The following is a 14,079-nucleotide window of genomic DNA, read 5'->3' on the forward strand; positions in this document are numbered from 1 at the left end:
CATTTGCACAATCGAGGGCAACGCGAGGGCGGCCACGACCTCACTCATCCGTCATTTGCCGGGTGAAATACGCCTGCAGCGTGGCCAGCGTGGCGTCATCACGCTGGAGATCATGAATGATCACGCCCTTTTCCAGAATGGCGATCCGTTCGCAGACTTCCGTGACATGATTCAAGTCATGACTGGAGATCAGCACCGTCGCCTGCTGCTGCAGGTGAAAATCTTTCAGCATGCGGAGGAGACGCAGCACTGTCGTAGGATCCAAATGTGGAAACGGCTCATCGAGAATGAGCACCTCGGGCTGGGCCAGCAGCGCCGCAGCGATGCCGATCTTTTTTTGATTGCCGCGGGAAAACTCGCGAATGTACTTGTGTTGCCCGAGAATTTCGCCATTGAAAAAATCCTGAAAGCGGTCGAGGAAGGCGGCATACCTCGCCGGCGGTAGATCATACAGCCGGCAAACGAAGTCGAAGTATTCCTCCGGGGTGAGATAGTCGATGAGAAACCGCTCATCGAGGTACGCTCCGGTGTAGCGTTTCCAGTGCTCGCTTTGCTTGACAGCGATGCCCTTGGAAAGAACGGCGCCCTCGCTCGCCTCGATCAAGTCCAGGATCAGGCTGAAGAACGTGGTCTTGCCCGCACCGTTGTTGCCCACCAGGCCGAAGCTTTCACCGCGCTTGACCTGCAGATGCGGCAAATGCAACACGGCCACACCGTTGTACCGCTTGATGAGATTGCGCGTCTCGATCATTGCTTTGCCCTTTCTTCACAATTCCCGGAAGCCGGCTGCCATCTGGTATTTCTGCCGGAGGAACAGCCTGGCAATGCCGCGCAACGCGACGCTCTGAAACAACAAGCCGAGGCCGCCCAGGCTCGCCAAAAACACAAAGCCGAGATCCGCATGATGCGCCAACGCAAAGGGAAGATAGAGCAGAATCGGCACGATGAGCGTTGGCAGAATCACGATGAACTGGCTGCTGCCCTTGCCTTGCGTGCTGAAAATACTCGCATTCAAATCCAGACGCTTGCGGGAAAAGGTGGCCCATGCCAGCAACACCACGGCATTCACGCCGAGGTTGTAGAGAAAGAGCGCGCTGTTGAGCCACAGCAACTGCTTCGAATAGAAGCCCAGCAACAGACTCAACAAAAAGAGCGGCACGGTGAAAGCCAGCAGCAGCACGAATTTGGCCCGGAGATACTGCAGCAACGGCAGCGGGCGGCTCAGGAGAAAATCAAAGAAGCCGCTTTCCCAACTGAAAACGAACTGGCCGTAGATCAACATCGCGATGCCGGTCACCAGCAGCCCCATGTAGATGATCATGACCTCGACCGGGATGAGCCGGTGCGGCGTCTTCCAGCGCGGGTGTGCATGCGTGAGCGTGGTGTCGCCGCGAACGACGAACGAGTGCACCTCCGGCTCCGGCCCTCCGTCCATGCCGGCTTCGTTTTCCCATGATCCCAGCGTGAAAATGTAGCGCACGGTCGTACCTGCTTCGAAGGCCACCGCCCGGCTCCAGGCGCTGTCCGACTGTTGCTGCAACGGCAGGAATGCCGGTTGCCATTTGCCCAGGCGTACATGATCGCCGGTGAGATAAACATGGGCTTTCGCCTGCGCAGGATTGGAAATCACCCGAAAGGTCACCAGCCGCTCCTCGGCAGACGAGACCGGCACGGCAACAAGTGAGGCCGGCGGTGCACCTGGCAGCGGGTAGAACTCCAGTTGATCTTTGATGGTGGGATAGAACAACGGCATGATCGCGGCCGTGATGAGCACCAGCGAAAAACTGGAGCGCGCGCGCTTGTGCCGCCAGAGCAACTTCAGTTCCAGTGCCAGGAAGCAACCGATCTCACCGCGCCGCTCCAGCCAGGCGAGGCCGCCGGCCGGTTTGCGCCGCCGTGCGCCGGAGGCAGGAAGTTGGTCAAGATACAGATAGCGACGCAGGGTACTCACGTTGAAAAAGTAGAGCAACGCCACCATTCCCCACGGCAGCACCGTCGCCCCTGGATGCGTCAGGATCAATTGAAAAAAGGCGGAGGACATGCCCGCGAGGCTCACCAGCTTCAGCCGGTCGGCCGCCAGACAGAGAAGAAAGAACAGGCCCACGGCCAGGGCGCGCTGCGGCTTGGCGAGATGCTGCCGGTCGAGAGAAACATGCAAAAAGCTCGCGCTCATGATCAGCCCCCAGGCCGCAAACAGCCACGCCAGCGCAGGCACGCTGCCGTGCTGCGGCATGATCACTTTGACGGCGAACGGCGCCAGCACGAGCAACGGCAGGAAATTGAACAGCGACAGCGCCGAGCGCACGAGCAGATGATGAATGAGCCGAATGCGCGGAACCGGTAGAGGCAAATAGGGCCGAATCTCCAGTCCTGGCACGCGTTGCAGGACGGCCCGCATCGCGAGATCGATCAGAAAGTAGTAAACCAGCAGGCCGCTGCCGGCGGTGACCGGGTCGCGACCGGGAAGCAACCTCAGGAAAAGCTGATCAATGAACAAACCCAGCGAGAGCAGATTCAAAATCAGCAGCAGAAGAAGGGCACCCAGAAAGACATTGGTAGCGAGGTTGCGATACCACAGCACCGACCGCACCGCGGCCTGCCAAGTATGTCGCAGGAGTTCGAAGTGCATGCCGCTGCCCTTTCGAATGCAGATGAAATTCCGATCGCAGCGTGAGAATCTTCAGTCCGTGCCGGAGCTCGCTGGTGAAACCCGGCACCAAAATTCCAACCCGCGCACCGGCCCAGCTATCGGTAAGGTGGCGGGCGCGGCGTCAGCGTGGCTAAATCAACCGCTTCAGGACCAGGGCGTGCTCCAATCGCTGACCGCCGCGGAGAATGGTCAAGCGAAGCGTGGCGCCGTTCTGGAGAAACAGCCGGTGCAACTCCAGCCGGGCGATTTCCCGCACCTCTCGGCCATTGACGGCAACAATCTGATCATCCTTCTCGATGCCTTTTTCTGCGGCGGGTGACTGCTCCACGACTTCACGCACCTGCAGATGGCCGCCCGGTAGGGTCTTGAGATACAAACCCGCCATGTTGAAATCGAAGCTGCCCGGGTAGCTTGCGTTCGGCGCAAGAAAGACGCGCGCACCGGCATAATCCAACACGACCTTGAACAACTGCAGGGTTTCCTGGCCTAGGAAGCCATTCTGCCCCAATATCGTGGCCGATCCCATGGCTGTCTGGTCGAAAAACCCCGTCAATGGCTGGTCCAAAACAAAAGTGCCAAACTTCAGCGCAGCGACCCTTCCCACGCGGCATCGCATCACGCCGTTCAGTCCTTCGTCGGTGAGGGCAATCGTGCGCGGCGGCAACTGAATTCTCTCCTCGGAGTAGGTAAACAAACACAGTGGAAAGGAAACGCCAGTGTCTAGCAGCAGCTTGAGGGCCAGCTCTTGTTTTCCCTCGAGCACGGCGGCGGCCTCCACCACGGGAATGCCATAAGAAAAAGTCACCTGGAACTCCTGGCCTGGATCTGTTGGTCTGGTCGCAACGCCGTCATACAAATTCAAGACGCCGCGTTCATAGTCGATTTCAACGAGGCTGGCGCACAGCGTTTTGCCGATGATGCCGTCAGCCGGCCAGTCTCTGAACGCCTCTTTGTTTGACATAACCAGCAGCGGCTGCTGGACGAACCGAACGCCCGGCAGGGACAACGTGGCGCCGGATGCCACGTTTGCCGTCCGGTTGGCCGCCTCGCCACCACCTCCCAAATTGACCGACGCAGCATAGGCCAGCCCCAGCCGGCCACCCGCCGCCGGATCGAAGAGTATCGCACCCTCGTTGCCAAAACCGGTATCGAAAATCATCTCCAGTTTGAGAGAATCGTTGACGGTGACCGGCACGATGAGGAGTTGATCGACCATCCGGAAGGGAATGCGCAGCGCGCAGTTTCCGGAAGCGAACTGCACAGCCCCAGCGCCGAGGGCCGGCGGCGCACCCTGTGGAGTTGAAGAATTTCCACACGCCTGGATCAACAAGGCGACCGCAGGCACGAGCAAGAAACGGAACAGCGATTTCATGGCTCACCTCCTGCCGGTGAAGGCGAAAGTAACTGCTCTTTCCCCACAGTCTGCAGAATCACTGAATGAACCGAATCGTGAGCGGGTAACGATACTTGCCGCCGTCGCGCGCCTGCAGCGCCGCCTTGATGATGACAACCAGGGAAAAGACAAGCAACCCGATCAACAGAAAAAGGCCGATGCCGATCAACACCATCAGCGCGGAGGCAATCAAATAGACGCTGAGACTGATCTGAAAATTGACTGCTTCTTTGCCCTGGTCGTCGACCAGCGGGAATTTTTCCCGGTGGATCAACCAAATCGCGAACGGAGCAATGATATTCCCAAACGGGAACACGAAGCCGACCAAACCGCCGAGATGGCAAAGCATCGCCCACATATTTTCATCGGATTGGACCGGCGGCGCAACCTCACGGTTTTCGAAACTGGTGTTGGTGGTGCTCATGACAGGCCTCCAGAGTTGGGGCAACAAAAATGGTCTCTGACCTCTCGCGACGTGGGTTTGTTGCAGCACACAGCAGACGCTCCCCGCCTTTGCGAGCTGAGAACGGAAACGCAACGAAAAATGACTGGCTGATGAGCGTAGAGGCGAGGGCTCTGGTGACGCACTCGAGTCAGGGAGGGACAAAACCGGCTGGTGGACAGCCTGCACTGTTCCGATGCGAAGAGGCAGGGTTGAAAAGGAGGATACGCTTGTTCCCTGCCCCGGCATGTCAATCTCACAGACATGGATCTTTGATTGCTTTGTTCATACCTGCCTCATCGTTTTTCGCATCATTCCGGCAGTTGGCAGGCATTTCGTTGAGCTTCTACGGCTTGGGTCAAGTTTTGTTCACGAGTTATTCGACGCGCCGCCTCGCTTGATCCAATTCCAGACTTCATTTCCCGCCAGCATCAGCAGGAGCCAATTCACCGGCACGGCATAGCGCGACATGTAGGCCACAACGTAGTAGACCAGCGGAAAGGTCGCCAGTGGAATCAACAGCGCGGCGCGCTGCGGCGGCGACCATGCCGGCAGGGCACGCCCGGCACCCAGCACCGCCAAAATAGTCAAAAGGGAAATTCCTGCGGCGACGAGCGGCTGGTGCAGCGGCCCAAACCAAAAGTGCATCACACGCGCCGCGGTCAGCCGGAGAAATTCCGCCGGATGCGCACTGATCCAGTCCCAGGCCTCGGACTGCGCCTGCCGCATGTACTCCCTCTCTCCCAGTTCGCGAACCTTGACCGCTTCTGCGCGATTGTTGCCGGGGTGGCGCATGCGGTCGCCCTCGCGAGCGTCCATCACCTCCATGGCCGCCGCTGCCCCCGGGTGATTGCCGACTCGCAATTCCAATCCCAAATTACTGCGAATGAAGAAGAACTCGTGGAAGGCGGCGTAATTCCGCCACGTCCAGGGCAGACATGCCAGCGTCGCGCCCAAGACCACCAGCAGTGACGAGAGCCACTTGCGGCGACTTTTGCTCCACCACAGCTCAAAGGCGAGGCCAGCCAGCATCACCAACAAAAGCGCAGGTGAAAAATGAAACGCCACGCCCCATCCCACTCCGAACAAGAGGGCACTCAAGAATGAATGACCGGGCTCCCTCCATCGTTGCAGGAATCCGGCGAGCAGCAAAGCCAGCGCGATTGCCGCCAGCGGCTCATTCACCGACCATCCAATCAACTCACCCAACGACTGCTGTGGAATCAGCGCGCCCACCAGGCCGCCCAGCGCACCGCCCTGCCAGTCTGCCCCAATTTTGCTGGCAAACCAGGGGATCATGGCGTACATCGCTGAGAAGCAAGCAATGCAAAGGAAGCAGCGCACATAGCCGGCAGTCAATGTCACGCCAAACAGGTGATAGATCAGCGTGATCATGCCGGTGTAGAGAGGTTGGGGATGGGCAGTCGGTCCGGTTGGAACGATATAGGGATCGGCGTACGCTCCCGTTTCGAACAGCGTTTTAGCGACCGCTCCGGTCTCGGTGGCCGTCTCAGGAAAAATGAACTGGCGCGGCGTCATCCCGGAAAGCAAAAGTGCGCTGCGAATCGCGAACGACAGAAAGAAGATGATGAGGAAGGCCTGCTTCGGCGACCGGGCAACAGCCTCGCCTGGCCTCGGCGTGACACTCGTGGCATGTAATTTCGGCATTGGTTTCCCGTGGCTGGTCCCGGCAATCCACTTCCAGCGAATCAATATGGAAACCTGTCTTTCCAGTGCTCCGGCACCGCGCTTTCGCAGTCTTGCCCCCGTGGACGTCGCTTCCACCCGTGGATTCATTGGCTTTGACAGCGACGCACCAGGGGTCAGGCTTTCGAGGTATCAAGCTCCCCGGCGGTCAAGCCGTGCCGTCGCCTGTGCTTCAGCTCCGTTTGAACTTCAAGTGAACCTGTTCGCCTTCGACATAGATGCCCGCCATCTCCCAGCCCTGCGCCTGGTACTCCGCGATGATCCTTCGAATCTCGTGCTTGAGCGCTTCCGAGGCATGAAAGGAACGGATGCAAATCACTTCATCCGCAGAATCGCCGTTTTCAGCCTGGGCCTCTGAATTCGCATGCTCTGTCATCGGTGCTCCTGTTCCGCAATGCTGGCACAAATAACGCTTCCACCAAACCGCAAGGCTGGCGCTGAACGAGTTCTCTTTCCTGCCACACCCGTGAGGCTACTGCACGCAACGGCAACACGGCAAAATCCGCTCACGCGCGCTGGCCGCCGCCGACCCGCTTCTCTGAGTGCTGCTTCTGGCCGCGCTTCATTCTGCCGCGGAGGGTTCGGGCAGGGCTTTGCGATAAGCATCACGATACAATCCGATCTGCTCGACCGGAATCTTCTCGAAACCAAGCCGGTAGGCGGGCGAATCCTCCCGCAGGCGGAAATCCGCGCCGGCAAAATCGACGAATCCAGGATTGCCGGTGATGATGCGGTTGCCGCGCTGCTCGAAGGCGGCCGCCGTGGCGGCATGGCCGCGCGGGAACTCCGTGAAATTCTCGGTCTCCACGCCGGTTTCTGCGCTGGTACGAAAAATGACGGAGTCGGCAATAAGGTTGTTCGTAATTTCGAGCAGCGACAGTTCGAGGCCGCTGTAGAGATCGAGCCAGCGGCCGCCCACCGAAATATTGCGCAAAATGCGGTTATGCTTCGGCCGCGCCGGATCATCCTGGTAAAGGGTCAACAACTCGGGATATCTTTCGCTGTAAGGCGGCGCGGTGTAGTTCATCGCCTGCATGCGGTCGGTGAGCGTGGTGATGCGGCCGTCGAAAAATTCGGTGTTGCGCACCAAACCGCGCGCGTCGAGAAATACCGAGGGCGAGCATTCCACAAAGACATTGTTCTCGATCCGGTGCTCGCGGCCGCCGCCCAGAAATACGGCGCGGCCGGCTTTATAAAAAACGTTTCCCACCACCGTCGCGCCGCTGGCAAAGTCATCAAGATACACCGCCATCACGCCGACGTGCATAGGCTTTTGCAGATGGTGGAAGTAGTTGTAGCGAATCACGTTGCCGCGCATGGTGTAGTCACGGCCGGTGTAAAACGCGCCGACGTCGTCACTCTCCTTGGCGATGTGGTGAATCTCATTGAACTCGAGCAGCATGTCATTGCCCCAATACATCACGCCGGCATCGGGTGAGTCGTTAATCAAGTTGTGCGCGATGCGATTGCCCACGCCGCGCGTGTCGATCGCGGGACAAGTAGTCTTGCGCACCTCGCCAAAATGGTGAATGTGCGTATTGTCAATGAAACTGTTGCCCGGCGTCAGGGTTTTGCGCTCGCCGCTGTCCAACACCACGCCGCCGCCGCCGAGATGGTAAAGATCGCAGCTCTGCACCCCCTGGTGCGTGCCCCCTTCTATGACAATGGCATTCCTGCCCAGGTTGCGCAGCGTGCAGCCCGCGATGAGATTATTGCCGCCACCTTTGATCACCATGCCGTCGCCCCGGCTCAAGGCAAAGATAATGTTTTTGAACTGCAGATGCGAGGCGTTATGCGACGCCACCAGCGGACCGGACAGCACAGAGACCAGAAGTTCGGCCTCTGCCAGCGCGACCGGCGGCCAGAGATACAACCGGCCGCTGGTGCGGTCCAGATACCATTCACCGGGCTGGTCCAACTCTTCCAACACATTCAGAAAATAGAACCGCTGCTGCTGGTGAAAGCCGTATTCGTGATACGGCGGCGCCAGCGTGATTTCCTGTTTCTGTGGATCAATACTTCTGACTTGCTGGAAGCCGTCGCGCCAGTCCCAGCAGAAATAGCCATGCAGCCAAATATCGGGAGCGGGCTGCCACTGCCGCGGACGATCATCGGCAAATTGAATTCGTCCGAAATGGCGTCCCACCGGAATGCCAAAGCGTTGCCATTGCCAGCTTCCTTCGTTGATCGGCTCGGCACCGGATTGCGGCACGGCAGCAATCTCGAGATAACCCTGATTGGGATAACGTGCGAGCTGCAGCCGTTTGCCGTTGCAGAACACCTCGAGGCCGGGGCCGTCCTGATCACCGAGCGAGCCGTAGTCATCGATGCCCGCTGCCCGCAGGTCAGCTTGAACCACGTGCGGTCGCGCGGCCTCCGGAAAACGCTGCAGCACCTCCGGCGCGGTGACCGGCTCGAAATCTCGAATCTCGCGGCCGCCGCTCAGCATCACTTCTGCGCCGGGAGCCGCCTGCCAAATTACCGGCGCGGATTCGCTGCCCGAATCTTCTTCTTTGAATCTCAAAGTTTCTGGGAGCAAGTAGACGCCCTGATGAAGCTGTACCATGCCCCCGGCCGGGCCGAGTTGATTTTCCTGCTTCAGCCGCCGCATTGCGGCTTGCGCGGCAAGCAACGAGCGCAGCGGGCCATCGGTTTCTGCCGCGTTCGGCCGCGCCAGGCGGCCGGACCAATCGTCGCGGCCCTGTGGCGAGACATGAATGACAGTGATCTCCGGCTGCCGCCGGCAACCAGCGAGGGCTGCCAGCATGACCGCAGACAGAATGAAAACGAAGGCACGGCTCGCTCTGGTAATCATAAGAGTGTCCCGGAGTTGAATCGTGTCCATCCGAAAATGTTCCAACCTCAGCTCTACGGCAGCAACGAACCCGTCAGATTTGGAACATCGCGAAAACACCAAGAACAGAGTGATGAAATGATTTCTGTATTTGCGCTGGCCAGACGGCAATATCGCGACGAAGCGATCATGCCGGCCGGCGCAGTATTGCAGCGCGACTGAGCGCGATCTTCGGCTGCGCCTCCGTTTGCAAACCGGCAGCATGCGCGGCCGCCAATACTTCGCGAAAGCGCGCCATGGGAACATGAATCATCGGCTCTGCCACCAGCAGCGCGGCACGAGGTTTCAACAACTGGTGGATCTCGTTGAACAGGTTTGCGGGACTGGGCGTCTCGTGCACCATCCAAAACGCCAGAGCAAAGTCGAGCGGATCGTGGAGTCCCAACTTGTCGCGTTCGCTCAAATGGGGCCGAATGCGCGGCCATAGGCCGCTGCGGGTGGCCCGGCGCTGCAGCACCGCAAACATTTTCGGCTGCACGTCCACCGCAATGACCCGGCCCGCCGGGCCCACCAGGTGAGCCATGGCAATGCTGAAAAATCCCATGCCACAGCCGATATCCGCCACGGTTTGGCCGGCAGACACCAGACCGTCGAGAAGCTGCTCCGGCCGATGCAGCAGGCGGCGCAAGCGGTGATCAAAAGTGTAAGCCAGCCACCACGGGCATACGTGTTCTTCCATCAAGAGGGCTTGGCGCAAGCGTTTCATCATTCATCCTCGGCGTGAGCACTCACAGCACTTTCACTACCACCACGGTCATGTCATCGTCTTGTTGTGTACTGCCGGAAAAACGCTTGACCGCCGTGACGATCTTCTGTTTGATGTCATGCGCCGAAAGCGCCGCCATGTTCAGGCTGGCGAGGAGGCGGTGCAATGCCTCTTCGCCGTAAAGCTGTTGGGCATGATTCCGTTCTTCCACAATGCCGTCGGTCACGATGATCAGCACATCGCCGGTGCGCAATGCTACCCGCTGGTGCTGGTAGCGGTCGTCGGGGGTGGCGCCCAGCGGCAGCTTGGAGCCGGCGGAATCCAAAGTCATCACCCGGCCGTCGCGCTTGAGCAGCGGCTCGATCAAGCCGGCATTGGTGAAGGTCAATTCCTGGATGGGGAGATCGATGGCCGCGAGGCAGAGCGCAATGAACGTCTCCCGGCCGGTTTTGGCATACACCGGCCGATTCAGCCGCGTCATGATTTCGTCGATGGCCAGGCCCTCGTCGGCTTTCGCGTAGATCATGCCGCTGGCCATCACGGCCGTCATGGCAGATTGCATGGCTTTGCCCGACACATCGCCGACCACGATGCCGAACCGGGTTTGCGCCGCGTCGAGCCAGAGGTAATCGAAGAAATCGCCGCCGACTTCATTGGCGGGCAGGCAGATGCCCGAAATGTCGAACCCGCTGAGCTCAGGATCGGCCTGCGGCATGATCGACATCTGCGCGTTGTGCGCGGCCCGCAATTCGGTTTTCATGCGCACCGTGTTGAGACGGTAGCGAAAACCGGCGTACAGCGCGCTCAGCATCAGCACGGCTGCCAGCGTTTGCAGCCACCACGTCTTCCACAACGGCGGATGAATGATGACTCGCAGGGAAGCACCGGTTTCATTCCAGCGGCCGTCGTTGTTGCTGCCCTGCACCCGAAAAACATACGCGCCGGGCGCCAGCGTGGTGTAAGTCGCAAAACGCCGTTGCGCCTCGGTGTGGATCCACTCTTCGTCCAGGCCCTCCATCTTATAGGCGTACTGATTCTTCATGGGCGCGGTAAAATCCAGCGCGGCAAATTCAAAAGAGAAAACATAGTCCTTGTAGGAAAGATGCAGCTCGTGCAGGCTGGCAGGGTCACGTTCGAGCCGCACTTCCTTGTTGAATTTGAGCAGCGCGGTGATCACCACCGGCGGCACATGCAAATTGTCGCGCAGGCGCTCGGGAACAAATGCATTGAAGCCGTGAATACCGCCGAAAAACATCTCACCATTTCTGCTCTTGAAATACGCACCGCCGTTGAATTCATCGCTCTGCAGGCCGTCCTGCACATCGAAGTTCTTGAACAGCGCCTGGCAGCGATTGAAGCGTGACAAGCCCTGATTACTGCTCATCCACAAATTGCCGGAGCTGTCGCTCAGAATGCCGTAGATTTGATTGCTGGACAAGCCCTCGCGCGTGGTGTAATAGGCCACAGCGCCATGCCGCCGATCAAACTGATTGACGCCACCGCCCCACGTGCCAATCCAAAACAGGCCGGACTCATCTTCGTGCAGGCAGAAAATGTAATCGTTGTTCAGACTGTTTTGCCGGCCCGGCACCGCGCGAAAATGCTGAAAGGTCCCGCGCCGGCGGTCGAAACGGTTCAACCCTCCCCCTTGCGTGCCGATCCACAAAACCTCACCGGCCTCGTCCGGGTCTTCATAAATCACCCGCACGAAATCGTTGCTCAGGCTCGTTGAGTCATCGGCCTGATGCCGAAAGTGGCGGAACACCGCGGGCGCGCCCGCCTCGCCGCCGGCAACGAGTTGATCGAGGCCGCCGCCATTGGTGCCGACCCAGAGCGTGCCACCACGATCTTCATAAATCGCGCGCAGCTCATTGTGGCTGAGACTGGTGGGATCCCGCGGATCGTGCTGATAGCGGGTGAATTTCCTGGTGAGGCGATCAAATTTGTTGAGTCCGCCCCCGTTTGTGCCGATCCACAAGGCCTGCGGCGAGATGCGGCTGGGATGAATAACCCGGACGATATTGTTGCTGAGGCTGCGCGCGTCGGCGGGGTCGTTTTGGAAATGGGTGTAACGTTGCTGCTGCCGGTCCAGGCGCGACAGCCCGCCGCCGTGCGTGCCGATCCACAAAATGCCCTCGTCATCTTCATACAGCGCCCACACAATCTCGTGCGGCAAGCTGTTGCGATCATGCGGAACCGCACGAAAAACGGCAAACGGCTTTTGCTGGTTGATCGCCTTGCAGACGCCGCCGCCATAAGTGCCGAGCCACATCAGGCCGGACTGATCGCGGCCAATGGCGAGAATCTCGTTGCGGCTCAGGCTGGCAGGATCATTGGGGTCGTTGACGAAATGGATAAAGCGCGTGCGTTCCGGCGTCAACAAATTCAGTCCGCCGCCATTCGTGCCGATCCACAGGACGCCATTCTCATCTTCGCAAATCGCACGCACGGCATTGTGACTGAGGCTGTTGGGATTACCAGCCTCGTGGCGATAGCGCATGAACGCTGGCGCGGAACGGCCATCGGTTGCGGGCACCAATCGGTGCAGACCGCCCAGCGTGCCGACCCAGAGCACACCGGATCGATCTTTGTAAATCGTGGTAACCGTGTCGTTGCTGAGACTGTTGGGCTCTCCCGGCACGCGCTGATAGTGTTGGAAGACCGGCGGGGCGCCCGTGCGGCGGGGCGCCAGGTAATTCAGGCCGCGGTCCGTGCCGATCCACAGCCCGCCCTCCTGATCAGTCCCAATGGCGTTGACCACGTCGTGACTCAGACTGGTGGGATCATCCTCGTGATGGAGGAATTGATGAAACGTGCCGCTTGCGCGGTCGAGACGATTCAATCCGCCTTCAGTGCCGATCCACAGCGTGCCCTCCGGATCGGCAAACAGGCAGCGAATGTTGTCATGACTCAGACTGTTGGCGTTGCCGGCCTGATGCCGGTAGTGGGTGAACTGCCGTCGCGCCGGATCGTATTTGTTGAGGCCGCCATAGAAAGTGGCGATCCACAGCGCGCCGGCACTGTCTTCTTGCATCGCCCGAATTTCATTGTAGGTCAGCGAGTTTGTTTCCAGAGGATCATGCCGCAGAACCGTGAAATCGTATCCGTCGAAACGATTCAGGCCGTCTTCGGTTCCAAACCAGAGAAAGCCGGCACGATCCTGCAGAACGCAGAACACAATGCTTTGCGAAAGCCCTTGTTCGATCGAGAGTGTTTCAAAGGTGAGGCTGTGCGGCTGGCCGTAACCCGGGGCGCAGAGGCAAACCGTGCAAAGCAGGGCGCAGAGAACTGCATTCGCCGCGTGGTGGTTGCAGGTGCAGCGCCACCGCCGGCGATCTTTTTGGCAGAATTGCTTCCTCATACCAAGCCTTTGCACATGCTCACGCGCGCCACCAATGGCCGGCTGGCATACGGCATGACCAGCCGGCAGGCACACCTCTGCGCGGAGCCTCAAGGGATCACGAGTGTAGGGGCCAGAGTTGCCGCCCGTAGTATAATAGAATCGCCGGTCATTCCCAAATGGGATTTGCCGCGGCTAGCTTTTCCCGGAAACGGGGCGGCCGCGCAGCAGCCGCGCCGGCAGCAGCACGATCGCCCACAGCAATTCCAGCACACCATCCACCACGATTCCCACCAACCGAAACGGCAGCAACAACAGCCACACGATGGGATAGAGAATCAGCGCCAGCAGCGCCAGCGGCCAGCACAAGATCAGCAACAGACACCACAGCAGAAATTTGATCATCATCACCCTCACATCTCTTCATCTTGGTTGCTTCCCAGGCGAAAAGAATCCCGGGAACAAAAAACGATTTGCGCCGCGCCGGCAATTCGCCTCGTGTCGCGGCCGGCCGCGGTAATCGATCATTCATTGGCGTTCCGGCGCTGCCTGCGCGGCAGGCAGACTTCCGGTGGCGGCGAGCGTCTCCTGCCAGCCGGCAATCAACGCAAAGATGTCGCCGAGGTTCTGCGGCAGAAACAGCTTGGTCGCCTTGCCGTCAGCCAGCGATTGCGAGACTTGTTGCAGCGCCATGAGTCCCGCCAATTTGACCACCAGCTCGCGGGTTTCGATATGAGCCAAAGCCTCACCGATGCGGCGATAGCCTTCGGCCTCGGCCTGGCGGATGGCCAGAATACCCTCGGCCTGGGCGCGGCGCACGATCCTGATGCGTTCGGCTTCCGCCTCGGCCATCTTGATGATGTACTCCTTGCGCGATTCCCCGGTGAGCGAATAGAAATTGCGCAGATGTTCCGCATCGTTTTGCAGCAATTCCTTTTCATCGGAAAAGCAGTCACGTTCCTTTTCAAAGCTCTGCACGTTGATCAT

General features: G+C 59.3%; 12 protein-coding genes. 1 reads left to right on the plus strand and 11 read right to left on the minus strand.

The features are described from left to right. Nucleotides 1-40: 40 nt before the first annotated feature. From L6R21_22920 to L6R21_22950, 7 genes are all read right to left on the minus strand, one after another. Nucleotides 41-751 (minus strand): ABC transporter ATP-binding protein, encoded by a 711-nt coding sequence (locus L6R21_22920; protein ID MCK6562063.1) that lies wholly within the window; start codon nt 749-751, stop codon nt 41-43. A 15-nt stretch (nt 752-766) separates the two neighbouring features. Then, nucleotides 767-2,629: a DUF5687 family protein gene (locus L6R21_22925; protein ID MCK6562064.1), complete on the minus strand. Its 1,863-nt coding sequence runs from the start codon at nt 2,627-2,629 to the stop codon at nt 767-769. A gap of 151 nt (nt 2,630-2,780) precedes the next feature. Beyond that, nucleotides 2,781-4,022, minus strand: a complete 1,242-nt coding sequence (locus L6R21_22930; GenBank protein MCK6562065.1) for a PDZ domain-containing protein — start codon at nt 4,020-4,022, stop codon at nt 2,781-2,783. Nucleotides 4,023-4,080: 58 nt separating this feature from the next. Continuing rightward, complete coding sequence (locus tag L6R21_22935) at nt 4,081-4,467, minus strand: DUF4870 domain-containing protein (protein MCK6562066.1); 387 nt, start codon at nt 4,465-4,467, stop codon at nt 4,081-4,083. A 387-nt stretch (nt 4,468-4,854) separates the two neighbouring features. Further along, on the minus strand, nt 4,855-6,153 hold the full coding sequence (locus L6R21_22940) for a hypothetical protein (GenBank protein ID MCK6562067.1): 1,299 nt from the start codon (nt 6,151-6,153) through the stop codon (nt 4,855-4,857). A gap of 211 nt (nt 6,154-6,364) precedes the next feature. Then, on the minus strand, nt 6,365-6,568 hold the full coding sequence (locus L6R21_22945) for a hypothetical protein (protein ID MCK6562068.1): 204 nt from the start codon (nt 6,566-6,568) through the stop codon (nt 6,365-6,367). A gap of 186 nt (nt 6,569-6,754) precedes the next feature. Further along, complete coding sequence (locus tag L6R21_22950) at nt 6,755-8,716, minus strand: right-handed parallel beta-helix repeat-containing protein (GenBank protein MCK6562069.1); 1,962 nt, start codon at nt 8,714-8,716, stop codon at nt 6,755-6,757. A gap of 27 nt (nt 8,717-8,743) precedes the next feature. Between L6R21_22950 and L6R21_22955 the strand changes: the two genes are divergently transcribed. Continuing rightward, on the plus strand, nt 8,744-9,208 hold the full coding sequence (locus L6R21_22955; GenBank protein ID MCK6562070.1) for a hypothetical protein: 465 nt from the start codon (nt 8,744-8,746) through the stop codon (nt 9,206-9,208). Here the strand turns inward: L6R21_22955 and L6R21_22960 are convergent. The 4 genes from L6R21_22960 to L6R21_22975 all read right to left on the minus strand — a co-directional run bounded on the left by L6R21_22960 (nt 9,174) and on the right by L6R21_22975 (nt 14,079). Next, entirely contained in the window at nt 9,174-9,755 is a 582-nt protein-coding gene (locus tag L6R21_22960) for a class I SAM-dependent methyltransferase (protein ID MCK6562071.1), read from the minus strand. The genes L6R21_22955 and L6R21_22960 overlap by 35 nt on opposite strands. A gap of 19 nt (nt 9,756-9,774) precedes the next feature. After that, entirely contained in the window at nt 9,775-12,930 is a 3,156-nt protein-coding gene (locus tag L6R21_22965) for a SpoIIE family protein phosphatase (protein MCK6562072.1), read from the minus strand. A 357-nt stretch (nt 12,931-13,287) separates the two neighbouring features. Continuing rightward, nucleotides 13,288-13,497: a hypothetical protein gene (locus L6R21_22970; protein ID MCK6562073.1), complete on the minus strand. Its 210-nt coding sequence runs from the start codon at nt 13,495-13,497 to the stop codon at nt 13,288-13,290. Between the two features lie 123 nt (nt 13,498-13,620). Next, nucleotides 13,621-14,079, minus strand: a complete 459-nt coding sequence (locus L6R21_22975) for a hypothetical protein (GenBank protein ID MCK6562074.1) — start codon at nt 14,077-14,079, stop codon at nt 13,621-13,623.

The organism is bacterium, from assembly GCA_023150945.1.
GTDB lineage: Bacteria > Zhuqueibacterota > Zhuqueibacteria > Zhuqueibacterales > Zhuqueibacteraceae > Coneutiohabitans.

What these genes read in the sequence shown, in the direction of transcription:
- L6R21_22920 (MCK6562063.1), bottom strand. Translation starts at nt 751, where the DNA reads ATGATCGAGACGCGCAATCTCATCAAGCGGTACAACGGTGTGGCCGTG.
- L6R21_22925 (MCK6562064.1), bottom strand. Translation starts at nt 2,629, where the DNA reads ATGCACTTCGAACTCCTGCGACATACTTGGCAGGCCGCGGTGCGGTCG.
- L6R21_22930 (MCK6562065.1), bottom strand. Translation starts at nt 4,022, where the DNA reads ATGAAATCGCTGTTCCGTTTCTTGCTCGTGCCTGCGGTCGCCTTGTTG.
- L6R21_22935 (MCK6562066.1), bottom strand. Translation starts at nt 4,467, where the DNA reads ATGAGCACCACCAACACCAGTTTCGAAAACCGTGAGGTTGCGCCGCCG.
- L6R21_22940 (MCK6562067.1), bottom strand. Translation starts at nt 6,153, where the DNA reads ATGCCGAAATTACATGCCACGAGTGTCACGCCGAGGCCAGGCGAGGCT.
- L6R21_22945 (MCK6562068.1), bottom strand. Translation starts at nt 6,568, where the DNA reads ATGACAGAGCATGCGAATTCAGAGGCCCAGGCTGAAAACGGCGATTCT.
- L6R21_22955 (MCK6562070.1), top strand. Translation starts at nt 8,744, where the DNA reads ATGAAGCTGTACCATGCCCCCGGCCGGGCCGAGTTGATTTTCCTGCTT.
- L6R21_22960 (MCK6562071.1), bottom strand. Translation starts at nt 9,755, where the DNA reads ATGATGAAACGCTTGCGCCAAGCCCTCTTGATGGAAGAACACGTATGC.
- L6R21_22970 (MCK6562073.1), bottom strand. Translation starts at nt 13,497, where the DNA reads ATGATCAAATTTCTGCTGTGGTGTCTGTTGCTGATCTTGTGCTGGCCG.
- L6R21_22975 (MCK6562074.1), bottom strand. Translation starts at nt 14,079, where the DNA reads ATGATCAACGTGCAGAGCTTTGAAAAGGAACGTGACTGCTTTTCCGAT.